Origin of the sequence: Hymenobacter glaciei, assembly GCF_039539585.1 — a bacterium.
Classification (GTDB): Bacteria; Bacteroidota; Bacteroidia; order Cytophagales; family Hymenobacteraceae; genus Hymenobacter; species Hymenobacter glaciei.
Genome location: NZ_BAABDK010000034.1, coordinates 63,635 through 87,575, shown reverse-complemented (window position 1 = coordinate 87,575; position 23,941 = coordinate 63,635). Strand labels below are relative to the sequence as shown.

The window sequence follows — 23,941 nt, the reverse complement described above, 5'->3', positions numbered from 1 at the left end:
GCTGCGGTAAAGATGCTTCGGCAAGCTCAGCATGACCGTTCATTTTACCCGCTTTGCCGTTCGATTAGCTCCCGATTCTACCCCCAGCCGCTTACTTTGATGGAAACATTCCTGCCTACCGCCGTGGCCCTGTCCCGTTCTGCTATTCCTGTTTCCAACGCCGGCCCGGCCCGGCCCTGGGTGACAACCGTCGAGCCCTCGCAGCTGCGCAGCATCTGGAAGCAACGCTGGTGGATACTGCTGGGCACGGTCGGCTTCGCGTTCTCCAACGAGGCCCAACCCTGGCTGCACCCCATCAACTACGCCATCAGCTTCGCGATATCGCTGGCTTATTTCGTGGGCCTGTGGCTGGCCAACGGCTACACCACCGACTGGCTGAACCGACGCATGGGCTGGACCGAGCGGCCCGTTCGCCGCCTCTTGCTTACGGTAGGGGCGTCGCTGCTGGCCTCGCTGGCCGTGATTATGCTAATGGGCGAGGCCATTGCGGTGCTGCTGTGGCATCGGCCGCCAAGCTACGTCTTCCACGAAAACGCGTTGCGGCAGATGGTGGTACCGCTGGTGATAACGGTAATTATTTCGCTGTTCATGCACTCGCGCTCCTTTCTGCTGGGCTGGCGCGAGGCCACGGTGCGCGTCGAGCGCCTCGAAAAGGAAACGGCCGTGGCGCGCCTCGACTCGCTGCGTCGGCAGGTCGACCCGCACTTTCTGTTCAACTCGCTGAACGCGCTGACCAGCTTGGTAGAGGAAAACGACCCGGCCCGGGCGGTGCGTTTCATCCGGCAGCTGAGCCAGGTGTACCGCTACGTGCTCGACAGTGAAAGCCAGGAGCTGGTGCCGCTGGCCGACGAGCTGAAATTCGCCGAAAGCTACCTCTACCTCCAGCAAACCCGCCTCGGCAACGCCCTGGCCGTGGAAATGGACCTGCCGCCCACCGCCGTGGCCGGGTACTACGTGCCGCCGCTGGCCCTGCAGCTGCTGCTCGAAAACGTGCTCAAACACAACGCCGCCTACCAAAACGACCCACTGCGCCTGCACGTCACCCTCGACCCAGCCGCCCACACCCTGACCGTGCGCAACACCCGCCGCCCGCGCCGGCTGGCCCCGGGCGAGTCGTCGGGCCGCGGCCTGGCCAACCTGGCCGCCCGCTACGCTTTCTTGACGGACAAGCCGCTGGCCATTGGCGAGGAGCAGGGCGAGTTCGTGGTGACGCTGCCGCTGCTGATGCTGTGAGGGAATATTCAGAGTCAAAAGAACGTCATGCTGAATTTGCCGAAGCATCTGGCGTGGGGTAGTAACCCGTTTTTTTAACGATTGAATTACTATTGCACGCGAGATGCTTCGACTGCGCTCAGCATGACGTTCTTTTTTCTGCATCCGAAAACAATGCCCTTCCAAACAATGCCCCTCCGCGCCCTCATCGTCGAAGACGAACCCTTGGCTGCCCGCCGCCTGGCCGACATGCTGGCCCGCCAGCCCGAGCCGCTCGAAATCCTCGGCACGGCCGAATCGGTGGCCCAGGCCGTGGCGCTGTTGCGCGAAACCACCCCTGATGTGCTGTTTCTCGACATTCACCTGGCCGATGGGTTGAGCTTTGAAATTTTTGAGCAGGTGGCGGTGCGCTGCCCGGTCATCTTCACCACGGCCTACGACCAGTATGCGCTGCAGGCTTTCAAGGTAAACAGCGTCGATTACCTGCTTAAACCCATCGATGCCGACGAGCTGGCCGCGGCCCTGGCCAAGCTGCGCCAGCGCCTGCCCGCCGCTACGCCCGCGCCCCCGGCCTTCGACCCCGCGCTGCTGGCCCAGCTCATGCACCAGATGCAGCAGGCGGCCCCGCCGGCGGCCAGCTACAAAACCCAGTTTGTGGTGCGCGTGGGCGAGCACCTGAAAGTGGTGCCGCTCGACCAGATTGCCTACTTCTTCAGCCTCGAAAAAGCCACCTTCCTGCAAACGGTGGAGGGCCGCAAGTTCGTGGTCGACTACACGATGGACCAGCTCGAAGGCCTGCTCGACCCGCGCCGCTTCTTCCGACTCAACCGCGCATACCTCACCCAGCAGTCCGCCATTCAGGACATCATACACTACACCAACTCGCGCCTGCAAACCGTGCTCAAGCCCACCGCCCCCGATGCCCAGGTGCTGGTGAGCCGCGAGAAAGTCAACGTCTTCAAGAGCTGGCTGGACAGGTAGTCAGTGCTCAGGGCGCACGCGAATGAATTTGCCCTGCACGCCCATCTTGTCGATTTCAATGAGCGTATCCGCTTCCACATTGTAGTCGAAACGGAATTTGCATGTGAGAACCGATGCGGTGGCTTGGTGGCGCGGCGTGCGCGGCGTGTACGTAACGTGCACCGGAGATTCGTACAGGAAGTACCGCAGAGTGTCGGGGAGAAGGCCCGGCGTTTGATTTCGGTCGATGAACGTGGTATAGGTACCGGTGGAGTCGAGCTTTATTTTAAGTAAGTCGAACCCATCCTTGCGGCGACCTACCCAGGTGCCGGCCAGCCGATGCAGGTTGCCTTTAGAATCTTTGGTGGCTGTGGTGGCTGTGGTGGCTGATGTTTTCGATGAGTAAGGCGTTTCATCAGTGGCAGGCTGACAACCGGTAACTGAGCTTCCAAGAAGGAAAGCCACGAGTAGTGAATAGTTCATCGATAGTTGCAGATTGGCTGAAAGCATGAGCTAATCACTCCGCTCGCAGCCGCCGCAACTCCAGCGCGAAGCCGGGCAGCACTGGCCCGGCTACCAACTCCTGGTCGAAGCCCACAACGGGGCGCACGGGCTGCCCGGGTTCGAAAATATAGACCGATTCGGTGCCGGGCGCAATGAGCCAGCCGAGTTTGGCGCCGGCTTCGAGCCAGTGCTCCATCTTGCGCATGGTGTCGGTGAGGCGGTCGGTGGGCGAGAGCAGCTCCACCACAAAATCGGGGCAGATGCGCGCGAAGCCGCGCCGGTCCTCCGGACTGAGCGCGTTCCAGTTGTCCGAAGCAATCCAGCTGGCATCGGGCGAGAGCATGGCCCCGGTGGATAGGGTGAAGCCGGTCGAGGAGTCAAACGTTTTACCCAACTGGTGCTGACGGTTCCAATAAGCTAATTGGTAGTTGATTTCGCTGTTGGATGCACCAGTTTCGGAATTGGTAGGGGGCATGATGGTGATTTGATGGTTGGCATCACGCTCGATGCGCTGGTCGCGGTTGTCGGCGCAGAACTGGTAGAACTCCTCATCGGTGAGGCGTGCGAGCACGGGGCTTTTCAGAATGATGGCAGTCATAGCACTGGGGATTAGCGCAACAAGATACGTCGAAAGCTACCCTTCCAGCCAGGCTTTCAGGGCCGGCGCTTTCTCGCGGCTCACCAGCACTTCTTCGGCTGGCGCAGGGTGAAGCTCCACCAGCAGCTTGCCGCCAAAGTGCGGGTGCAGGCGGCGCACAGCCGGCAATTGGGCAATGAGCTGGCGGTTCAGGCGGAAGAACCGGGCGGGGTCGAGCAGGCCTTCGAGCTGCTCCAGCGTATAGTCGAGCACGAAGCGGCGGCCGTCGGCGGCTACCAGCGTAACGGTTTCGTTCCGGCTCAGAAACCAGGCTGCTTCGGCCACGGGCAGCGGCAGCAGCTGCTCGCCCTGCCGCACCAGAAAGCGCGTTTTGTAGGCCCGGGGCAACGCATCGAGCAACCGTTCGATGCTTAATGAAGAATGAGGAGACGCTTGGCTTAATTCTTCATTAAGCCAAGCTTTCCGTGTAGCGTGAAGCTTGGCGATGGCAGCTTGCAGCTCAGCCAGTTTCACGGGCTTCAGCAGGTAGGCCACGCTGTTGGCCTGGAAGGCGCGGATGGCGTAGGCATCGAACGCGGTGGTGAAGATGACCGGGCTGAGCACCACGGCCTGCTCCCAGATTTCCAGGCTCAGCCCGTCGGCCAGCTGGATATCGCTGAGGATGAGGTCGGGCGCTGGGTGGACGGCCAGCCAGGCCAGCGCCCCGGCCACGGTATCGAGCACGGCCAGCACCTGCGCCTCGGGCACGGCTTGCAGCAGCAGGCGTTGCAGGCGCTCGGCCGCGGGGTATTCGTCTTCGAGCAGGAGAATAGTCATGGCAGCAGGGTGGCCGGCGCGAACAGCAAGGGCAGTTTCACCACAAATTTGCCTTCGGCCACGTGGTTTTCGACGGGCTGGGCGGCGCCCAGCAGCTCGTAGCGGCGGCGCACGTTGGCCAGGCCGGTGCCCGTGCCCGGCGCGAACCCGGCCGTGCGCGGCCGCAGCGTGTTTTCGACTACCAAAGTAGCCGGTGCGGCGGCGGTTGCGGTTAGCCGCAGGTGCAGCGGGTGCTCGTGCGAGGCCACGTTGTGCTTCAGCGCGTTTTCCACCAGCAACTGCACGCTGAGGGGCGCCACGTGCCGGGCCAGCGTGGCAGGCGCAACGCTGATTTCGACCCGCAGGTTATTCCGAAAGCGGGCTTTGTGCAGCGCCAGATAGGTTTCAATAAAGGCCAGCTCCTCGGCCAGCGGCACGGTGGCGCGGCCCTGGGCCAGCAGCACGTAGCGGTACACGTCGGCCAACTGTTCCACAAAATCCTGGGCCGGCGCGTTGCCGGGCTCGATGAGGGCCGCCAGGGTGTTGAGATTGTTGAACAGAAAATGCGGGTCGAGCTGGCTTTGCAGGGCATCGAGCTGGGCCTGGGTGCCGGCGCTGGCCAGTTGCTCGGCCTGGTGATGGCTGGCCTTCCACTGCTGAAAAAAATAGGTGGTTTCGTAGAGCGTGAGCACCGCGCTGGTGGGCACCAGGCTGAAGCGGGTCGACTTCAGCAGCTGCCCCACGGAAAGGGCAAACCATTCGGGCAGCAGTACATGCAGCGGCAGTACCAGGACCACGGTAGTCGCCATGGTAACCAGCACTGCCAGCCCTGCCAGGGCCCACAGGCGGCGCGGTGTTTGGGCGGGACTGGGGAAGCGGGCCAGCAGCGTGCGCCACAGCTGCCGGTTGGCCAGCCAATAGCCCGCAGTGAAATAGAGCGAGATGAGCCAGTGCATCAGCACCAGCGGCCAGTGGACATTGGGCCCGGTGGGCAGCATGGTCGCCTCAATCAGCAAGCTCAGCCCCGGAATGCCCCAAAGCAGAAAGCGGCGGTCGTCGGGGAGGGTAGAACGCATAGCGAATGGGGGAGCCGGAGTGTTAAGCGGCCAGCGCCAGGGTGGCGCAGCTGGCGGCCAGGGCCAGGCACAGCGGGGTGTAGTAGCGGGTGTCGAGGCGGGCAAAAGTAGTGTCGTGCACGCGCTTGCTTAGGCCCACGTAGCGGAAGTCGCCCAGGGCCCGCAGGCCAAACACCAGCCCCAGGCCCCCATTGCCCAAACGCAGCCAGCCCGGTGCGGTGGCGGCCCCCAGCACCAGCGGCACGGCACTCAGGGCACTCATCGCCAGCAGGCCCGCGGCCACGGCGGCCGTGAGGGCGGCCGAGGGGCGCAGCTGCAGGGTGCCATCGGGCGTGGCCGGCAGCGCCGACGCAATGCCCTGCCGGCCACCCAGCGCCCAGTAGACGTGCAGGCCGCCCAGGGTCAGAAAAATGAACGTGTTGAAAGCGGCAAGCCAGTGCATAGGTTCAGCGAATTAAAGTATGAGAAAACAAGCCAATGGGCGGCCCGCTACTGCCCGGCCCACAGCGGCCGGCCGGCCAGGGCCAGCGCGAACAGCCCGGCCACCGCAGCGGCGTACAGCGCCGCCCCAACCCAAGTGAGCAGCCTGGCGCGGCGCGGCACCGTCCGGCTCAGCGCCCAGCCCAGCGACGGCAGGGCCTGCAGGGCGTGCATGCCCAGGAAATGGGCCGCGCGCAAGTCGCCGGCGCGGGTGCTCCACCCCAGGCCGGGCAGGCCGGGGCCCCCGTCGGCCGCGCCCACGGTGTGCTGGTTGAGGTGAATCATCATGCCGCCCAGCACCGAGCCCACCAAAAACAGCAGCAGCCCCAGCCGCACCCCCCACACGTAGCCGGCCGGCCCATGCGGCCGGTGCCGCCAGACCAGCAACACAGCCCAGATGGTCATGGCCGTGTTCACCATGATGAAGATGCCCATGAGCTGAAACAGCACGGCATCGAGTGGCGAGCCAACGTTGTAGTGCGAAGTGGTGCCCCGGGCGGCCTGCGTAAAAATCACGGCCTGCTCCACCACCATGCTCAGGGCCACGATTTGGCTGAGGCGGCGCACACTGCGCTGCGCAGCGGCCGGCAGGTCGGCCAGCAGCCAGCCCAGCGTCCAGGCGAAGGCGGTGATGGACAGTGCGAACTTCAGGGGCTTGAGCCAGACCAGCGCGCCCACCACGAGGCGGTGGTCGAAGGGCAGCAGCAGCAGCGCCAGCGCGGCCAGGGCCACGTTCAGCCAGCCAGTGCCCGAGAGTACGGGGTTCACGCGGTGCAACACGCGCAGGAAGGTTCGCAGCGGGTTTTCGGTGGTTGGCTTGGCCGCCGAATCAGGGAAAATAGTGGGCGAAAGCAGAGCCGTTTTCATGAGGTCAGGAGTGAGAAGTCAGGAAAAAAGAAAACCAGAGTTGAATTGGAAAAGCCCGAAATCAAGCTGCCGGGTGGGGCACTGGATACCGGCCGCGCACCCCGAAATACAGTAGCAGGCCCACCGGCCCGAACATAAACGTGAGCAGTAGGCAGGGCACCAGCAGCCAGTGCGGGAGGCCGCGCAGCTGGGCATCGCGGGTTTCCCAGGCACCGGTCCACATGTCGAAGCAGAGGTAGTGCACCCAGCCGGCCAGCAGCGCCCACCGGTCGCGGAACAGCGCCGCCACGGCATCGAGCGACTGGAAGCCGCCCTCGCCGCCGTGCGGCCCCAGGTAGTGCGCGGCAATGAGCACCGCGTAGGTGGCGGCCAGCACCAAGGGCAGTGCGCCGCTCAGCACCACGGCGCGGGTGCCGCGCCAGCGCGGGGCCAGCACCAGCAGGGCCCAGCCGAGCACGGCTGCAGGGTTGGCAAGGGAAAACAGAAAATCGGGCGTAAGCATGAGGGTAGGAGCAAAGCGTTGGGCCAAAGCTAGCGGGACGGCCAGCTCAGTGCCAGCGCCACCGGGGCGAAGCGTTGATTAGGGGGAGTGAAGCTGCCGCCGAGCTGGGGCGAAGCAACCAATACCCGCCCGGGCGACTCTGTGCTGGGAACTATCTTTCCGCGCTTTTTTTTACCCTTCCAGCTGCTCTCCATGCTGCTTACGCTACCTGCTCTGGCCCTCGCGGCCGCCCTGCGCCTGCCCGCGCCGCCGGCTCCCGTCACCCTGCGCGGCCACCTCGACCACGCCCCGGCCGGCGACACGGTGTACGTGTGGTACGACCACGTAAAAGCGGGTCCATTCCGGCCGGCCAAGGCAGTGCTTCGCCCCGGGGGTAATTTTGAAATGATGCTGCGCGACGTGAAAGAAGGCCCGGCCAGCCTGAACTACGCCCGCCAGCGCACGGTGCTGTACTTCACGCCCGGCGACCAGCTCGCCCTCACACTCGACTTTCCCCGCTTTGAGGAAACTGTGCGCTACACCGGGCGCGGGGCGGCGGCCAACAACTACCTGGCCCGCTCGCGCTACAAGTTCGAGTTCGGCCCCGCAACCGCCGATGCCGTCCACCTGAACGAGGCCCGCACGCCCAGCACCACGCCCGCCCAGATGCGCCAGCTGGCCGACCAGGCGCGCCGCCAGCAGCAGGCGTTTTTGAAAACCTACGCGGCTGCTCATCCGCTGCCGCCGGCTCTCCAGCGGCAGGCCGCCCTCGACATTGACCTTGACTGGGGCCGCGCCCTGCTCGATTACCCCGGCTACCATTTCGCCACGGCCAAGCAGGTGGCGCCGCTGCCGGCCAGCTACTATAATTTTCTGAAAGAGCTGCCCCTGCAAAAGCTCGACAACCAGCGCATGCGCGAGCCCGTGGTGCGCTTCGTCTCGGCCTACGGTGGGCGCCTGCTGGGGCCGGGCGAGAAACTCAGCGCAGCTCCCGGAGCCGCCGCGAAGCTCTATGCCCAGGCCACTGCTGACTTTGGGCCCACGCTGACTCGCGACCTGGCCATGTTTCAGCTGCTAAGCTTCGAGGCGATTCAGGGCGACCCGCTGACGGTGCTGGCCGCCTACCCCACCTTCCGGGCCCAAACCCGCGACTCGACCCTGGCCCGCAACATGCACGAGCTGGTGCGCGCCCAGGCGGCGCTGCAGCCCGGCCAGCCCGCTCCCGGCTTCAGCCTGCGCGACGACAGCGGCAAAACGGTGTCGCTGGCCGATTTTAAAGGCAAAGTCGTGTACCTCGATTTCTGGGCCAGTTGGTGTGCGCCCTGCATCGCCGAAGCGCCCGCTGGTGCCGAGCTCAAGCAGCAGTTTGCGGGCCGCGACGTGGTGTTTCTCTACATCTCCATCGACCGCAACCCCGACGACTGGCGCAAGGCCCTCACCAAACATGCCCTCACTGGCCCCACCAGCGTGCATTTGCTTGATGAGGCCGCCTACAATACCTCGGCTGGCAAGGCGTACCAGGCCGGTGGCATTCCCAGCTATTGGCTTATCGGGCGCGACGGCCGCATCCGCCTGGCCCATGCCCCCCAGCCCTCGGCAGGCACCGCTACCATCGCGGCCATCGAGCAGGCCCTGGCGCAGTAGCCCGGGCCGGTAAGTTATAACTTTGTGCTGGTGAAACGCGTTGGCAACTTGCTATGGTTGTAGGAGTGCGTTGTGCGTTGCGGCTGGCTTTGCTGGTAGGAATGGGGCTTCGGGCGCAGGCGCAGGTGCAGCCTGCTTCCGGCAGTGTGGGGCGCGATTCGGTGGTGCGCCGGCCGGCTATTCCGCGCTTGCCACGCAACCGCTTTGTGGTGCAGTACGACTCGCGCTATTCCATTCTCAACCACCACTTCACCACCGTCAACGGCCTCAAGCTGGGCATCGAGTTCAAGAGCCGTTTTCGGACTGGGGCAGCAATCTATTTCCTGAGCACGGGCGTGCCCTCGCGGCAGGCCAAGCCCGACAATGCCGCCGAAGAAGCCGACGCCGAAATCCGTTTCCGTTACCTGGCGGCCTATGCCGGCTACGTGCTGCTCGAAAAGCGCCGGTGGGAAATCAGCGCCAACATGCAGCTGGGAATGGGCTCAGCCTACGTGCTGTACGAGACCGACGACGGCGACCTCGACAAAACGCCCCGCTCGGTCCTGGGCATTGTAGAACCCACGTTGGCCGCCCAGTATCGGGTGTTTCGTTGGGGCGGCTTTGGCACGGGGCTGGGCTGGCGGCAGCCGGTATTCGTGCCCCTGCCCATTCAGCGGGAGTTGAACGGGCCGGTATTTTACCTGCGCGCCAACCTGTTTTTGGGCGAGTTATTCAAGGTGCTGAAGGACAAGGAGCCCCTCTTCACCCAAACCAACATGCGCTAAGCCGGGTACGACCGCGCTACTTGCCCGTGCTGTAAGCGAATCCTACCGAGAGCGTGCCGTTGGCCCGGGCGCGGTTCAGCACCACCACACTTTCGTAGGAAAACGTGTAGGCGAGGTTCAGGGCCAGGTGCTGGTATAGCTTGAAGGCTAACACGGTGGCGCTGTTCAGGCGGTAGTCGCCGCCGGGGTCGGTCACCGAGGGCTGGTAGAACAGCAGCTCCGAGAAGCTGAATACTTTTTGGTTCAGGCGCGCTTTCAGGCGGCTGCTGTTGCGCACTACGTGGCGCTGCAGCTCGGGCTCGGTGTTGTAGTTGGTGCGCTCATCGAGCAAAAAGGTGCTCAGGGCCACTTCGTTACTGAGGCTGTCGGCGTAGAGCTGGTAGCCCACTCCGCCGCCGGTCACCACCCGCCGGTCGATGGCGCGCAGGTTGCTGGTTTCGAACTCGCCCAGTACATAGAACTTCCAGCGGCCCAGGCGGTAGGCGGGCGTGAGGAGCAGCAGTAATTCCCGTTCGCGCAGCGCCCCGCCCTGCCGCCCGTAGCTATAGCTCAGGGCCGCCGGGAACTGCCAGTGCCCGGTGGTGTAGTTGCCAGTGTGGCTGGTGCTGAAGTACACCCGCTCGACGGTGCCGGTGGTGAGCAGGCCGGTGAGGGCCGCCGTGTAGCGCACGCCGTTGCCGTGTACGTTGTAGGTTTCAAACTCCGGCGAAGGCAGCCCCGCCGGCGGTGGCGTGAAGCTGCCGGCCTTATCGATTACCGTCGAGTCGGGCCCGCCGCCGGTGTTGGTCGAGTCGGGCACCTGGGCGCGCGCCGTACCGGCCGCCAGCACCAACACCAACAACAGCCGCCACTGCCGCCCCCAGACCCAGGCTGTTGCACAAGCGCAGCTCACTACTCCTCGTGGGCCAGGCGCAGGGTGGCGGCACGGTCGAGCTTGCCGTTGGGCGTAGCCGCAAACTCGGGCACGTAGCGCAGCTGCCGGGGCTGCTCGTAGCGGCCCAGCCGCTCGGCCAGCAGGGTTTTGAGTTGGCTTTCCTGGTCGGCTGGCAGGGGGGCTCCTTCGATGAAGGCCGTCACGGCCTGGCCCAGGCGCTCATCGGGCTGGCCCGCCACAAAGCAGCGGCGCGAAGCCCCAATTTCGGCCAGGGCCACGTCGAGCACCAGCTCTACCTTCTCGGCCGGTACCTTCACGCCGCCCGAGTTTATCACGAAATCGGCCCGGCCCAGCCACTCGAACGTGTGCGCGTCGAGCAGCTGCACCACGTCGTTGGTAACCACAAGCTGGTCGTCGGTCACGTCGCCGCGCAGGGTCAGGCAGCCGCGCTCGTCCTGGCCCGCCGCAATGCCGGGCAGCACCCGGAAGCTGGTAGTAGCTGCCGGGCCATTCAGGCGGCGCAGGGCCACGTGGGAGCAGGTTTCGGTCATGCCGTAGGTTAGCCACGCGGCGGCTTGCACGGGCTGCAGCTCCTGCTGCAGGGCCGCATCGGCCGGTGCACCACCTATCAAAAAGGCCTTCATTTTATTGAGGCGCGGGGCATGGCCCGCCGCCAGCACGGTCTTCAATTGCAACGGTACGAAGGCGGCAAAGTCAAATTCCGCATCTGCGGCCACGTAGGTAAATGGGTCGGCGTGGGGCTCCACAATGGTCAGGTGCACGTTGCGCTCCAGGCCGCGCACCAGCATCATCATGCCGCCAATGTATTCGCAGTTGAGGCAAACCAGCGCCCGGTCGCCGGGGCCAAGGTCGAAGAAGTCGGCCGTGCGGCTGGCCGAAGCTTCGAGCTGCCGCCGCCGCAGCGCAATAGCCGCGGGCGTGCCCGTGCTGCCCGAAGTGTGCAGCGTGAATTCCTGCGTGCCGTTCAGCCACTGCCGCACAAAGTCGAGCACCTTGGCCTCGTAGCCGTTCACGGGCGCATCGAGCTGCGCGGGGTATTCACGAATGGCCGCGTAGGCGTATTCGCGGCCATTGAGCAGGAGGGAAGTGGGCAGAGCAGGAGCAGTCATGCCGCAAAACTACTGGCGCCGGGGCCACGCCCCATCAATTGGCAGAATAATGCAGACGCTGCGGCCGGCTTAGCTTTTCTTCTTGCCGGCTTGCTGCTGTTCGATGAACCGGTCCGTCATTTTTTCGAGGATGGACAGCGTGACCGAACCGTTGGAAAGCACCATGTCGTGAAACGCCCGCACGTCGAAGTCCTCCTTCAGCGCGGCTTCCGCTTTACGCCGCATTTCCTTGATTTTTAACTCCCCCATTTTATAGGCCAGCGCCTGTCCGGGCCACAAAATGTACCGGTTGACTTCGGTGTTGACCTCGTGCAGGGAAAGCGCGGTATTATCGGCTAAATATGCCACGGCCTGGTCCCGGGTCCAGCCTTTTGAATGGAGGCCGACGTCGATTACCAGACGGCAGGCGCGCCACATTTCATACGTCAAGCGGCCAAACAGACTGTACGGGTCTTTGTAAAAACCCATTTCATGCCCGAGGTATTCGCTGTACAATCCCCAGCCTTCGCCAAAGGCATTAATGTATAAATTCCTTCTGAATTCTGGCAAGTTGGTTAATTCCTGCGTCAGAGAAGTTTGCAAATGATGACCGGGAACCGCCTCGTGCAGCGTGAGGGATTCGAGCGTATACAGGGTCCTGCTCGGCAGATTGGACGTATTTACCCAGTATTCACCAGCGCGCTTGCTGCTGATGGAGGCGCCCGAATACCGGCCCGAGGTATAGTTGGGAGCGAGGTATTGCGGCACGGGCACCACGGTAAAAGGTTGTCGGGGCAGCTTGCCAAACAGCGCGGGCAATTTGCCCTCTACTGTCTTGGCAATAAAGGCGGCGTCCTTCAGAAGCTCATCGGCGGTTTTGGGCCGGAATTGCGGGTCGTTGCGCAGAAAGAAAACGAATTCTTTAAAGTCGCCTTTAAATTTTACATCCCGAATAACCTTGTCCATTTCCGCTCTGATTCGGGCCACTTCCTGTAAGCCAATCTGGTATACTTCCTCCGAGCTTAACGCAGTGGTAGTGAATTGCCGCACCCGGTCTTCGTAATACGCCTTGCCGTTCGGAAACCCCGAAGCTCCAAGGGTGGGCCGGGCTTTGGGCAAGTATTCCTGGTCAAAGAAGACTTTAAGTTTTTGATAGCTGCTGATTACGTCTGTCGTCACAACGGTTTTGGCTCTGGCTTGCAGAGCGCTCCAATCGCCTTCGGAAATGGCGGCCGGTTTGGTTGCGAAGGGCTTCCAGAACACGGACTGTTCTGCCGTGGGGACGATGTGCTGGGTGTAGCTCGTTTCGTAACCATTGAGCACTTCCCGGGGCTGAATTACACCCAAGGAAATGCCTTTGCGCATCAGCTGGATGTTCTCGTCCATGAAGCGCGGGATGTCTTTTAAGAGAATCAGGTACTGCTCGGCCTCTTTTTTTGAGGTAATGGTGGTATTGCCCCGGTTGGCCAAGGCTGCGTGAAATCCGGTGTCGCTGATAAGCGGATTCAAATAGGCCTGGTATTCGTAATCCGCTAATTCGTCGTGAATCTGGTAATTCAATAATTCCAGATTAACCTCGTCGTCGAATGACAAGCTTTTCTTATTTATCGAGCTGAGATTGGCGGCAATTTTCTGATAGAAAGTGTACCGGGCCAGCGCAATGCTTTCCGTTTGGGAGCGCAGCGGGTGGTGACTGCTGCTGTCGCGTTTCCATTCGCTCCGGTCGAAGGCTTTTACCGCGGTCAGCGCAGCGGAAATATCTTTATGGATACTCTTTTGCTGCGCCTGAAGCGAAGGCGTGAGCAGCAGCAAGGGCGCGGAAAGCAGGAGCGTAACCTTCATGAGGTGGGAGGGGAGGAGGAGCACAAGTTGCGGTGAAAATAACCTCTAGCTAATCAGCCAACGCTGGTAGGTTTTCGCAGTAGGGACCAGCCGCCAGCTTAACGCCAGCAGTACGCCGGCGCTGGCCAGCAGGTCGAAGGGCTTGTGGGTAATGGCGTAGGAGGCTAGCAGGGGCAGGGCCGCCATACACAGCAAACTATTGCGCAGAAATACCCGGCCCAGGTAGGTGCGCAGATTCACCTCGGAAGGGTGCCGCAGGTTGGGCCGCATGTACTTGTACACCATGTACAAGCAGATGCTGACCACTGGCACCAGTACCCCCAGCAATAGCAGCGCCGGCCAGGTAGCCAGCTGCGGCTCTACCGTTTGCCCAACTGCTGCCCTGCCACTGGTCACCAGTACGGCGGCCCCCATCAAGAGCCCTTGTACCGGGTAGTGGTACCAGTGCACCCAGCGAATGCGGCGAATGGCTTGGTGAAAATCAGCGTCCGTCATGGGGTGATTCTGAGGGCAGGACCTTCAGCAAAAATAGGCTGCGCCACCGACTAGCCCGCGCGCTATTACACCGTAGCCGCGAAAGGGCTCCGTAGCAGTGACCAGCTTATAAAATAGCTGTTGCTTTTGCCCGGAAAAAAGCTGATATTAGGGTACACCAACCTCGCGTAGCCATGAAAGCTCAGCCTCAATCCGCGTCTGGTTTCACGCCCCCATCCGTTCCGATGAATCCGGCGGATACGCGCACCCCCGAGCAGAAAGCGCAAGCCAAAGCGCTGAAAAAGGAGCGCAAATACGAACGGATGCGCTTCTTCTTTGCCTGGTGCGAAGGCTGCCGGGCGTTTGGGTGCGGCTTTTAGCACCCCCCCGGGGCAGCAGGGGCTGGCACCAGTTTTTGGTGCTACGTTACTCTTACTGTCTGTTAATGAATTAGTTGCGCTCAGGCCGGACCTGTTCGGCAGGTAGCCATGCGCAAGGGCAAACTGCTTAGCGCACGCGCTCCACCCAAAAAAGGTGCTTAAAAAGAACAAGGTTTTGGCGTAGCGCACCGCTGCTCCACTCCAGAAAAACAGTGCTGAGGCTAAATCGCGTGGAGTAGCCGCAACTGGTTGCGCCAGGCATCGAGGCACATGCTACCTGTTTGGCCCAACCTTTTTTAATAGTAAGTATTTAATTATATAGCTAAAAATGATAAAAATTCCCAATTACATTCTGGGTGCTAACCAGTTGCTCCTTAAGGGTACTCGATTTACTCGTTAAGGAATATTTCGCCCATAAAGCAAGCCTGTACTGCTACCGGTGCGTCTTGCTTGGGCCTTGCTCATGACTCTGAATACCTGTTTTTCTTTTTCTATCACCACACTCTTAAGCCCTTTCAATCATGAGCAAAGTCATTCTACTCATTGCAATGCTGTGCTGCGGCACCCTGGTCCAGGCGCAGCAGTATTCATTTCCCTACGATGGAACTACCAGAAGTTACCTCGTGCATTTGCCCAGCGGCTACACGGCAGCCCGTGCTTACCCGCTCGTGCTCAACTTCCACGGCCTTACCTCTACTGGCGCGCAGCAGCAGTACTCCAGTGGCATGGATGCGGTTTCCGATGCCAATGGATTCATTGTGGTGTATCCCAACGGCTTAAACAATTCCTGGAATGCCGGAATCAACAACGCCAATGTCGACGATATCGGCTTCGTCAACCGATTGCTCGATGTGCTTGCCGGCCAGTATTCGGTGGATGCGCAGCGGGTTTATGCCACGGGTTTCAGCATGGGCGGGTATTTCAGTTACCGGCTGGCGTGCCAGCTCAGCAACCGGATTGCGGCCGTCGCGCCGGTTTCGGGCTTGCAGCTGGGCAGCTGCGCCCCAGTTAGAAGCGTGCCGGTGTTGCACATTCACGGCACCAGCGACCCCATTGTCTCCTACAGCCAAGTGGCGGGGAGCCTCAACTATTGGCGCAACCGGAACGGATGCACGGCCGCTGCCCAAACCACGAGCCTGCCCAATGGAGTGGACCTGACGGTGTACGGCGGGTGTACGCAGGGAGCAGAAGTGCGCCACTACCGCATCAACGGCGGGGGGCATAGCTGGCCGAGAACTTCCCTCAACGGCAGTCAGGTAATCTGGACTTTCTTCAACCGTTTCACGCTGAACGTGCAGCCGTCTAATCCTGCGCCGGTGGTGAGCATCACGGCCCCGGCCAGCAATGCCGCCTTCAGCGCGCCGGCCAGCATTAGCATCACCGCCAATGCCACCGATGCCAACGGAACTGTGGCCCGGGTTGAGTTTTTTCAGGGCAGTACGAAGCTGGGAGAAGACCTGACCAGCCCGTATGCCTTCACCTGGACTGCGGTAGGAGCAGGCACGTATAGCCTAACCGCTCGGGCAACCGACAACGAGGGGGCCGTGACTAACTCAGCGGCTGTAGCCGTAACCGTGACGGGGACGGGCGGCGACATTTGTGCGGGGGTGCCGGCTTATTCATCCACGGCCAACAACTACGTGGTGGGCAGCAAAGTCACCGGCTCCAATCAGTTGTACGAATGCCGGTCGGCCGGCCGGTGCAACGGTTGGGCCTACTATTATGCTCCAGGAACGGGCATTTACTGGCGGTACGCTTGGACGCTCCAAGGCACTTGCTCGTCATCGCGTGCTGCTACCGTGGACGAAGATGTTGTGAGCGTGTATCCCAACCCCGCAGTCAACCAGTTAGAAATTGATTTCAATGCTCCCACTGCGGCTCAAGTCAAGGTTTCACTGACCAGCATGTTGGCCAAAGACGCCGTCAATAGCAACTTTAGCGCCCATGCCGGTGAGAATAAATTGCTCCTCGACGTCAGCAAACTTCCCGCCGGGCTGCATATTCTTACCGTCGTCTATGACAACGAAATCATTGTGAAGCGGATTCATATCACCCGTTAGCCCAAGGTTACGCTACCATTTGCGTGGCTATTCAGAAAGGGAGGGTTAAATAGCAAAATCCAGACAAGTGGATTTTGCTATTTAACCCTCCCTTTTGACGTTTTCAAGCCTTGGTCATTTCTCCCGGTAATCGAATTACATCGGGCAATCGAGTTGGCTTGGCCCCAGAGCGCGGGCTGCTATTGCACCAGCAGCCGCAAATATTCAACGTGGGTTCGGAGCTGCACGGTCACGAAGTACACGCCCGGCTGCAGCGAGGGCGGCACGGCATAGCCCAGGGGCTGGTCGGCCGCAAGTTCCGTGTGGATGCTGGCACCCACGGGCTGGCCTTGGGCGTTGCGCAGCGACAACTCGGCCGGCCCGTTATAGCCCGAAACCGTGAGCCAGGCTTTCGAGCCGGCCTCTACGGGGTTGGTCATCAGTACCAAAGGCTGCGTTGGGGTGGCCTTGCTGCTGCGGCTGGCATAAGTGGCACCATCACGTGCTACCAGCCAAGCACTAGCCTGCGTCGACACCCGCAACGTGTAGGAACTGGCGCTGGTGTTGCCGTTATAGCCGTACACTTTCACGAAGTAAGTAGCGGCCGGGGCCCCGTTGTAGACGATGCTTTCGTCTGTGGTGCTGGCTTGGGTGGAGGAATACAGCAGCGTGCCGCCCGCATTATACAGCTCCAGGTCGTAGTCGAGCGGCAGCGTGCTGAGCGTGATGCGGATGTTGTTGTTGGTGCTGCTGCTCGTGAACCGGTACCAGTCCACGTCGCCGGTGGGGCAGATGTAGGCCGAGTTGTTCACGTTCACGCCAATGGTAGCGCCGGCACTAAGGGTCTCATTGGCTTCGTAGGTGTCGGCGGGGCAGCTGCTGGTGCCGGTCGACGTCCATCTGGCCGCGAAGCCGGGGCGCGTGGTGGCGCAGTCGCTGCGCAACTCCAGAAACATCTTGCCCGACGAAGCCGTGAGCGTGCCCGGAACGGTAGTGCCCGAAAACTTGCCAAGTAGCGGGGCCTGGTTGCTACTGCCGTTGAACACCAGCAGGTGGTCGTAGCCGCTTTCCAGGTCGAAGCTGCTGAAGGAGAGCGACACACTCGTAGCGCCGGTTGGAGCGATGAGCTGCGACTGGCGCACGTCGTCGGGGTAGTTGCCGGCGCTGCCGCCCGCGTCGTACACGTAGCCCGAAGCAGCGCTCAGCATCGATACGGTGGGCGCGTTGTTGACGAGGGTGTAGAAGTACTCCCAATTCCAGTTCACGCCGGGGTCGGTGTGCGTCTGGTTGGGGTAGTGCTGGTGGCCCTTGATTTTCACGCACGCGCCCGTGCTGTACGTGCCGGTAGTGGCCGCCCCGTAAAAAGCACGCAAGCCGCTGATGCCGTAGCCGCTGCCCACGATGTCGCGCGCCAAGGCCGCCGAGCTGCTATACATAGCGGTGGTGTACCACGAGGCGTCATTTACGTAGCCTTCGTGCTCGGTGCCAATGGTGTAGGGATTTTCGGAGCCGATGTGCCAGGCCTTGTTGGCCTCGCTCACCATCTGCGTCACTTGCCCGTCGCTGGAGCGCACCACGTAGTGGGCCGACACCTGCGAGGAGCAGTTTTTGAACCACGAAATGCAGCCTGCATACGTCCCCTGCACCGTATGAATGGCATAGTGAGTGACCGCCACGCCGCCGCGCCCACTGTAGTTGCAGGTAGTAAAATCGGTAACCGCCGGCCCGTAGTCGGTGGATTCCAGCCGGGACTGCGCCGAGCCGTCGGGGTTGTAGCGCCGGCCGTCGCCTTCCACGCCCTCGTTCGAAACCCGCGTGCTGCCCGCGCTCAGAATGCGGTAGTTGGCACCGAAAATGGCGGGTAGGTTGAGGCGATAATCGGAGAAGTGGTAGCGCTGCCGGTTCTCCGGTTTTGCCAGGAACGTGACCACGCTGTACAGGTGCGAATCCAACGCGTAGTTGCTCACGGCGTCTTTTTGGAGTGGCAATTCGCTCAGGGCAATGAGGACTGGCAGGTGCCGGGCAGGTTCCTCCGCCGTAAGCTTGCGCTTGGCCGCTAGTTTGGCGTAAGCTGCCGCATAGGCTAGGATGTTGCTTCTTGGGCTAGCCTTGATTTCCTCTTCGCTGACCCCCGAAAGAGAAGCTACCAGCGGCAAATTGGCGCGGAAGTAATTCTTGCCCTCGGCCACCAACCCCATCACGCCAAAAGGCAGCGGCATGCCCGTGCAGCTGGGCTGCTCATCGGCGCTGATGTGGCGAATGTGGGTTTGGGTATAGGCCACTGCTTCGAGCATGCCCCGCGGTATTTCCGGATACTGGCGGTAGGCAGCAGCGAAGTCCGCCGCGTATGGGGTTTCGGCGCTGATGGCCGTGCTTGGCGCCGTCTGCGCCTGCAGGGTGGGGGACAGGCACAGCAGGCCCGCCCAAAACAGTAAGGGTTTTTTCACGAAGGACTGCCAAAGGGAAAAAGTACGGTAGACTTTGGCTCTCTTAAGGTACTAAGGATTAGGTAATATCTCTGTTGATGTCAGACATTTTGCCCGAATGTTGTACTGCAAGCAGCTTGCGGTAGCCGGAGTATTAGCCTACAAAAAAGACCTTGCCGATAGGGCAAGGTCTCGTTGTGTTCTCTGAGCGAATTGTAGCGCGAACGTTGTAGTCCGCACCCCCGCGCCGGTAGAATCGTTTGGGTTTCCGCCGGGGACGCGGACTGTAGAGTCTGCGCTATTAACCGCGCTACAGCCGCACTCACTTACGGAAACTTGGGATACTTCGAGAAGTCGGGCTGGCGCTTTTCCATGTAGGCGTTGCGGCCTTCCTTGGCTTCGTCGCTCAGGTAATAGAGCAGCGTGGCGTTGCCGGCCAGTTCCTAACTGCTTCAGTTCACGGCAAAGCACTGCCGCCTACTTGGTCCTTTTCAGGTTAACCTCTTTCACTTCTCCGTCTTTGTCGATGGTTATTATTTTTTCCACGAATACTCTGACACCCGTGGTTACGCCGTAGCTGTTGGTTAAGTCGCTAGAGCCTTGGTAGACACCGTTTACGTAATGGTCACGCTGGCCTACGACATCAGTCTGAGTACCCTGGTGAACATACCCAAAACTGGTGTATATAAAATACTTGCCTTCTGTTAATTTGTCGAATATATATTTGCCTCTGCCGCCAGTCTTAGCGAATTTCATGCACTCAACGACTTCGTTGGGAAGTAGCAACGACTTGCCGCGTCTATGCTGTTTTTTTGATTCCGCCAGGTATTCTCTAAAATATGCTGTGTAAGGCATTAATACTACTTCGGTTCCCGCGCGCGCGTATTGCTTTTCGTTGGTATTCAATATGGACACTCCTGGTATTAGTCCGCCTTGGTTGTCTCGGGCGAAAACTTGTCCGGTGATAGTGGAACTGCCCCCGTCAAGCATTCTTATTGCTTCTGCTTTATCAAGCTTGTTATTCTGACTTGGTACGAATGTCTGTGCGTGGGACTGGAAGGCCATTGTCAAGGCGCAGGACAGCAGAGCGAAGGTTGTTTTCATGGCGGGTTTTTGATAGTGGTTTGGAGCAGGGGCAGTTGTTTTCAAGACTCATTGGGTCCCTGCAACATCAGGGTGCGGGCTGTTCCGCGCTTCCACCGTTGCTTGGGTTCACGCCAAAGCATGGCCGTCTACTCCGCCTTTTTCAGGTTGACCTCCTTCACCTCTCCATCTTTGTCGATGGTCACCAGCTTTTCAACCAACGCGTCACTATCCATGCGTAGTCCGTAGCTGCTGGTTATATCGCTGGAGTTTTGATAAACACCGTTTACATAATGGTCAGTCTTGCCTACGACTCTGGTACGGGGGATTGTGTGGATGTACCCAAAATGGGTGTACAGGACATATTTTCCTGGCATTAGTTTGTCAAACACAAATTTCCCGCCTCCGCCGTCAATCTTATGAAATTTCATGCACTCCACCGCTTCGTTTGGAAGCTGCAACCACTTGCCACGCTTGCGTTGTTTTTTAGCTGTCTCCAGGTACTCCTTAAAATATGCGGTATAAGGGATTAGGATTACTTCGGTTCCCGTAGGCGCGTATTGCTTTTCGTTCGTATTCAAAAACGATAATGCTTTGATGCCGGTCTGGATATCCCGGGCGAAAACTTTTCCGGTAATAGTAGAATTGCCCTTGTCAAGCATTCTTATCGCTTCTTCGCGCTCAAGCTTGTTGTTCTGACTAGAGACGAATGTCTGTGTTGTCTGTGCTTGGGCGAAGAAGGCCATTGTCAAAGCACAGGAGACTAAAGCAAAAGTGGTTTTCATGGGCACGGATGTTTGTAAGGGAGGTGGTTTGTTTTGGCGAGGCGAACGGAGGAAGATGGTCCCACTACTTCTGGTAATCCCGCAAAATCAGGGGGCTTGGAGTAGCGGCAGAACTTGAGACATTGAATGAATACAGTTGAGTATCGGCGGTTCTAATAGCGCCATTCATATCGATGTCCCATGAAATATATCTATATATTTTACGCCGCTGCTTCTACGCGAGGTTCTGGAAAAAGTTGAATGTGCAGGTGCTATGCCATCTGAGGTGGGTGGGCGGCGTGCCCAAAAGGTTTCAATCGGTCATTGCCACGCCCCAGCAGCCCCGAAAGACTAGCTGACCCCAGTGGTGAAGTTGGTGGTCGGGCCCCACAGGCAGCAAGGCGGCAGAAAAAAACCACCACCACGGCAAAGCCCCGTAGAAACGGCACCCGGACCTGCCGAATTTCGTTCCTACGGGGCTTATCATCCGCTGTTCTGGCCGTTGCTGCCGATGTGCTGTCCCGCCGGGACTATTGGTCGGCCGCATGTAACACGGAGGGCGCTAACGCGCGCAATTCGAGGAGTGGAATAATCAGGCAGAACACCAAAAGCCAGACCGCCGCCAAAGATTGACAGTGAAACAGCTGCACCGTTTAGTTAAGCGCCAGTAGTTTACGGAAACTTGGGGAATTTTGAGCAGTCGGGCTGGCGCTTTTCTATGTAGGCGTTGCGGCCCTCCTTGGCCTCGTCGCTCAGGTAATACAGCAGCGTGGCGTTGCCCGCCAGTTCCTGAATACCCGCCTGCCCGTCGAGCTCGGCGTTGAAGCTCGATTTGAGCATGCGCAGCGCGAGCGGGCTCTTCTGCAGAATCTTGTGGCACCAGGCCACGGTGGTTTCTTCCAGCTTATCCAGCGGCACCACTTTGTTTACCAGGCCCATGTCGAGGGCTTCCTGCGCGTCGTACTGGTCGCAGAGAAACCAGATTTCGCGGGCTTTCTTCTGGCCCACCACGCGGGCGAGGTAGCTAGCGCCGAAGCCGCCATCGAACGAGCCCACGTTGGGTGACACTGACGGTGGGGGAGCGGGTTAGCTCGGGACATCTGGCTTGTGCCCGCAATCATTTCAGCTTTACGTGCTTGCCGGGGCCACTCCCGGCTAGAAGTGGTTGTCGCGATACGAAAGCAGGGATTTGCGCGACACGGGGTTGCCGTGACCCAGGTAAAAGGTGTGGGTGTTCAGGGCCAGGAGGGCGTCGAGGCTGGCTTTCACCTGCGGCAAGCTGTCGTGAAAGGGCGGGTGCTTCATGTGGGAGTGCCAGGCAATGCCCCCGAGCAGGATGCCGGACGACGCCAGGTCCATTATTATCGCCTGCCCATCGTCGAGCACGACCGACAGGGAGCCGGGCGTGTGGCCGGGGGTATGCAGCACCTGGCCCTGGATTCCCCATTTCCGCAGGCTAAAGGCCTCGCTGCCCTGCAGCACGATGTCGGGCTGGCAGGGCTGGGCGCGGCTGTGGAGTAGCCGTTGCCGGAGAAGGTGCCAGCACTGCCTGTTGGGCTTCAGCGTCGAAACCTGGCTTTGCCCGGTTTCCAGCGCCGCCCGGTCCAGCTCGTGAATCAGCACGGGCACGTTGAGGGCCTGCTTCAGCTGGAAGGTGCTGCCGAAGTGGTCGATGTGGCCGTGGGTGATGACGAGCAGGCCGATGTCTTCCGGGCGGATGCCGTGGGCGGCCAGCTGCCTCAGAATTTTTCCTTCACTGTTGGGCAGTCCGGTATCGACCAGGATGTGCTTTTTATCGCCTTTAATGAGAAAGCAGTTTATCATCCCCAGAGGGAGAATCGAGAGTTGAATGATTGGGTGCATGGCGCGGTGATATGAGGATGCAAAGCTCCCCCGGGCCACGCGCCGCCTACTTGATAAATGTTAGAAAATGACTTTTTTGCGGATGCGGCTCAAGGACTCTGGCTTGATGCCGATGTAGGAGGCAATGTATTGGAGCGGCACGTAGCGGATAAGCTCGGGCTGGGCCGTAAGCAGCTTCCGGTAGCGCTTTTCAGCCGGCAGGGTCAGCATGTCTTTCGTGCGCTGCAGGCCGAACGCAATGGCCTGCTCGTAGAGGCGCTGGCAGAAGTGCTTCCAGTTGGGGCTCTGCTGGTGCAGGAGCAAGTAATCGGCTTTCGTAATCGAGTAGGCGTCGCACCCGGTGATGGCAATCAGGCTTTCCTGCGACGGCTTGCCACTCATGAAGCTGGTGAAGCAGGTGATAAAGCCCGGCCCGCCCATGAGCTGGGTGGTAATGTCGCGGCCATCCTCATTGCTGCTAATTCGCACAAAGCCCTGGTGAATGTAGTAGAGCTGGCCTGCCGGTCGGTTTTCCTGTTCCAGCACCGCGTTTTTTTCCAGCCGCACGGGCTTGAACAGCCGCGTCAGCAGCGCTTCTTCCGGGGCCGAGAGCGGAGCCTTGCGCGAAATGAATTGGAGTAGCGGGGAGGTATTCATGCTGGGCGGGCTTCCTTGGCAAGTCGGAAGCAATGAGGGGAAAGCCAGCCTGCAAGTACGCCAGCTTTTTTGCCTGGCGGCAGCCACTAGCTGCACAACCAGCCGCTTGGCCGGCCGTTGCGGAGTGCGGCCAGCAAAAAGCCCTGCCGGGAAGGCAAGGCTTTTCGGGAACAGGCAGCGGCGAAGCCATTACGGGAATTTCGGATACTTCGAGAAGTCGGGCTGGCGCTTCTCCATGTAGGCGTTGCGGCCTTCCTTAGCCTCGTCGCTCAGGTAGTACAGCAGCGTGGCGTTGCCGGCCAGCTCCTGAATGCCCGCCTGCCCGTCGAGTTCGGCATTGAAGCTGGATTTAAGCATGCGCAGCGCGAGCGGGCTCTTCTGCAAAATCTTGTGGCACCAGGCCACGGTGGTTTCTTCCAGCTTATCCAGCGGTACTACCTTGTTTACCAGGCCCATGTCGAGGGCTTCCTGCGCGTCGTACTGGTCGCAGAGGAACCAGATTTCGCGGGCTTTTTTCTGGCCCACCACGCGGGCGAGGTAGGACGCGCCGAAGCCGCCATCGAACGAGCCCACGTTCGGGCCGGTCTGGCCAAAGCGGGCGTTTTCGGCCGCGATGCTCAGGTCGCACACCACGTGCAGCACGTGGCCGCCGCCAATGGCCCAGCCCGCCACCATGGCAATCACCGGCTTGGGAATGGAGCGGATGATTTTCTGGAGTTCGAGCACGTTGAGGCGGGGCACGGTGTCCTCGCCCACGTAGCCGCCGTGGCCGCGCACGCTCTGGTCGCCGCCCGAGCAGAAGGCCCGGCCGCCCTCGCCGGTGAGGATGATGACGCCGATGTCGGTGCGGTCCTGGCAGATGCGCATGGCGTCAATCATTTCCTGCACCGTGAGCGGCGTGAAGGCGTTGTGCACCTGCGGCCGGTTGATGCTGATTTTGGCGATGCCGCCAAACTGCGAGAAGATGATTTCTTTGAACTCCTTAATCGGGGTCCAGCTGATGGGTTCGGTCATAGACTTTTATCATTCTGAGCGCAGCGAAGAATCTTGTCACGTCCGCGCCGCAAGAG

Annotated in this window: 23 protein-coding genes and 2 pseudogenes; 6 read left to right on the top strand and 19 right to left on the bottom strand. The window is 60.6% G+C overall.

Annotated features, from left to right (window positions below):
- Positions 1-99 precede the first annotated feature (99 nt).
- Both ABD837_RS23030 and ABD837_RS23025 read left to right on the top strand, forming a co-directional pair.
- A complete protein-coding gene (locus ABD837_RS23030) occupies positions 100-1,233 on the top strand; it encodes a sensor histidine kinase (RefSeq protein ID WP_345059297.1) in 1,134 nt (377 codons plus the stop codon).
- Between the two features lie 168 nt (positions 1,234-1,401).
- Positions 1,402-2,193, top strand: a complete 792-nt coding sequence (locus ABD837_RS23025) for a LytR/AlgR family response regulator transcription factor (protein ID WP_345059295.1) — start codon at positions 1,402-1,404, stop codon at positions 2,191-2,193.
- Here ABD837_RS23025 and ABD837_RS23020 read toward each other — a convergent pair whose 3' ends face one another.
- The 7 genes from ABD837_RS23020 to ABD837_RS22990 all read right to left on the bottom strand — a co-directional run bounded on the left by ABD837_RS23020 (position 2,194) and on the right by ABD837_RS22990 (position 6,994).
- Positions 2,194-2,682, bottom strand: a complete 489-nt coding sequence (locus ABD837_RS23020) for a hypothetical protein (RefSeq protein ID WP_345059293.1) — start codon at positions 2,680-2,682, stop codon at positions 2,194-2,196.
- A gap of 7 nt (positions 2,683-2,689) precedes the next feature.
- Positions 2,690-3,274: a Uma2 family endonuclease gene (locus ABD837_RS23015; protein ID WP_345059291.1), complete on the bottom strand. Its 585-nt coding sequence runs from the start codon at positions 3,272-3,274 to the stop codon at positions 2,690-2,692.
- Positions 3,275-3,310: 36 nt separating this feature from the next.
- Positions 3,311-4,090 (bottom strand): LytR/AlgR family response regulator transcription factor, encoded by a 780-nt coding sequence (locus ABD837_RS23010; RefSeq protein ID WP_345059289.1) that lies wholly within the window; start codon positions 4,088-4,090, stop codon positions 3,311-3,313.
- Positions 4,087-5,145 (bottom strand): sensor histidine kinase, encoded by a 1,059-nt coding sequence (locus tag ABD837_RS23005; protein WP_345059287.1) that lies wholly within the window; start codon positions 5,143-5,145, stop codon positions 4,087-4,089. Before ABD837_RS23005 ends, ABD837_RS23010 begins: the two co-directional genes overlap by 4 nt.
- 22 nt (positions 5,146-5,167) lie before the next feature.
- Positions 5,168-5,587, bottom strand: coding sequence for a DUF3995 domain-containing protein (locus tag ABD837_RS23000; RefSeq protein ID WP_345059285.1), 420 nt, complete (start codon positions 5,585-5,587; stop codon positions 5,168-5,170).
- Between the two features lie 47 nt (positions 5,588-5,634).
- Complete coding sequence (locus ABD837_RS22995; RefSeq protein ID WP_345059283.1) at positions 5,635-6,492, bottom strand: hypothetical protein; 858 nt, start codon at positions 6,490-6,492, stop codon at positions 5,635-5,637.
- A 61-nt stretch (positions 6,493-6,553) separates the two neighbouring features.
- A complete protein-coding gene (locus ABD837_RS22990) occupies positions 6,554-6,994 on the bottom strand; it encodes an ABA4-like family protein (RefSeq protein WP_345059281.1) in 441 nt (146 codons plus the stop codon).
- A 192-nt stretch (positions 6,995-7,186) separates the two neighbouring features.
- On the opposite strand from ABD837_RS22990, the gene ABD837_RS22985 reads away from it, so the two are divergent.
- Positions 7,187-8,617, top strand: coding sequence for a TlpA family protein disulfide reductase (locus tag ABD837_RS22985; protein WP_345059279.1), 1,431 nt, complete (start codon positions 7,187-7,189; stop codon positions 8,615-8,617).
- Positions 8,618-8,670: 53 nt separating this feature from the next.
- Positions 8,671-9,381, top strand: a complete 711-nt coding sequence (locus ABD837_RS22980) for a hypothetical protein (protein WP_345059277.1) — start codon at positions 8,671-8,673, stop codon at positions 9,379-9,381.
- 16 nt (positions 9,382-9,397) lie between these two features.
- Here ABD837_RS22980 and ABD837_RS22975 read toward each other — a convergent pair whose 3' ends face one another.
- The 4 genes from ABD837_RS22975 to ABD837_RS22960 form a co-directional block, all read right to left on the bottom strand.
- A complete protein-coding gene (locus tag ABD837_RS22975; RefSeq protein ID WP_345059275.1) occupies positions 9,398-10,273 on the bottom strand; it encodes a DUF481 domain-containing protein in 876 nt (291 codons plus the stop codon).
- Positions 10,273-11,385: an AMP-binding protein gene (locus ABD837_RS22970; protein WP_345059273.1), complete on the bottom strand. Its 1,113-nt coding sequence runs from the start codon at positions 11,383-11,385 to the stop codon at positions 10,273-10,275. Before ABD837_RS22970 ends, ABD837_RS22975 begins: the two co-directional genes overlap by 1 nt.
- 69 nt (positions 11,386-11,454) lie before the next feature.
- Entirely contained in the window at positions 11,455-13,206 is a 1,752-nt protein-coding gene (locus ABD837_RS22965) for a DUF885 domain-containing protein (RefSeq protein WP_345059271.1), read from the bottom strand.
- A gap of 45 nt (positions 13,207-13,251) precedes the next feature.
- Positions 13,252-13,701 carry a hypothetical protein gene (locus tag ABD837_RS22960; RefSeq protein ID WP_345059269.1) on the bottom strand — a complete coding sequence of 150 codons (450 nt, stop codon included), beginning with the start codon at positions 13,699-13,701 and terminating at the stop codon, positions 13,252-13,254.
- Positions 13,702-13,874: 173 nt separating this feature from the next.
- On the opposite strand from ABD837_RS22960, the gene ABD837_RS22955 reads away from it, so the two are divergent.
- Complete coding sequence (locus tag ABD837_RS22955) at positions 13,875-14,060, top strand: hypothetical protein (protein ID WP_345059267.1); 186 nt, start codon at positions 13,875-13,877, stop codon at positions 14,058-14,060.
- Between the two features lie 521 nt (positions 14,061-14,581).
- On the top strand, positions 14,582-16,120 hold the full coding sequence (locus tag ABD837_RS22950; RefSeq protein WP_345059265.1) for an extracellular catalytic domain type 1 short-chain-length polyhydroxyalkanoate depolymerase: 1,539 nt from the start codon (positions 14,582-14,584) through the stop codon (positions 16,118-16,120).
- A 179-nt stretch (positions 16,121-16,299) separates the two neighbouring features.
- On the opposite strand, the gene ABD837_RS22945 is transcribed toward ABD837_RS22950, so the two are convergent.
- From ABD837_RS22945 to menB, 8 genes and pseudogenes are all read right to left on the bottom strand, one after another.
- A complete protein-coding gene (locus ABD837_RS22945; protein ID WP_345059263.1) occupies positions 16,300-18,546 on the bottom strand; it encodes an N-acetylmuramoyl-L-alanine amidase in 2,247 nt (748 codons plus the stop codon).
- Between the two features lie 305 nt (positions 18,547-18,851).
- Positions 18,852-18,968, bottom strand: a pseudogene (locus ABD837_RS22940) (1,4-dihydroxy-2-naphthoyl-CoA synthase); the annotation flags it as partial.
- Between the two features lie 34 nt (positions 18,969-19,002).
- Positions 19,003-19,629 carry a hypothetical protein gene (locus ABD837_RS22935; RefSeq protein WP_345059261.1) on the bottom strand — a complete coding sequence of 209 codons (627 nt, stop codon included), beginning with the start codon at positions 19,627-19,629 and terminating at the stop codon, positions 19,003-19,005.
- 128 nt (positions 19,630-19,757) lie between these two features.
- Positions 19,758-20,393 (bottom strand): hypothetical protein, encoded by a 636-nt coding sequence (locus ABD837_RS22930; protein ID WP_345059259.1) that lies wholly within the window; start codon positions 20,391-20,393, stop codon positions 19,758-19,760.
- 651 nt (positions 20,394-21,044) lie between these two features.
- Positions 21,045-21,434 (bottom strand): annotated as a pseudogene (locus tag ABD837_RS22925) (enoyl-CoA hydratase-related protein); the annotation flags it as partial.
- Between the two features lie 93 nt (positions 21,435-21,527).
- On the bottom strand, positions 21,528-22,235 hold the full coding sequence (locus ABD837_RS22920; RefSeq protein ID WP_345059257.1) for an MBL fold metallo-hydrolase: 708 nt from the start codon (positions 22,233-22,235) through the stop codon (positions 21,528-21,530).
- A gap of 60 nt (positions 22,236-22,295) precedes the next feature.
- Complete coding sequence (locus ABD837_RS22915) at positions 22,296-22,871, bottom strand: Crp/Fnr family transcriptional regulator (RefSeq protein ID WP_345059255.1); 576 nt, start codon at positions 22,869-22,871, stop codon at positions 22,296-22,298.
- A gap of 189 nt (positions 22,872-23,060) precedes the next feature.
- Positions 23,061-23,885 (bottom strand): 1,4-dihydroxy-2-naphthoyl-CoA synthase, encoded by an 825-nt coding sequence (menB, locus tag ABD837_RS22910; protein ID WP_345059253.1) that lies wholly within the window; start codon positions 23,883-23,885, stop codon positions 23,061-23,063.
- Between the last annotated feature and the right edge of the window lie 56 nt (positions 23,886-23,941).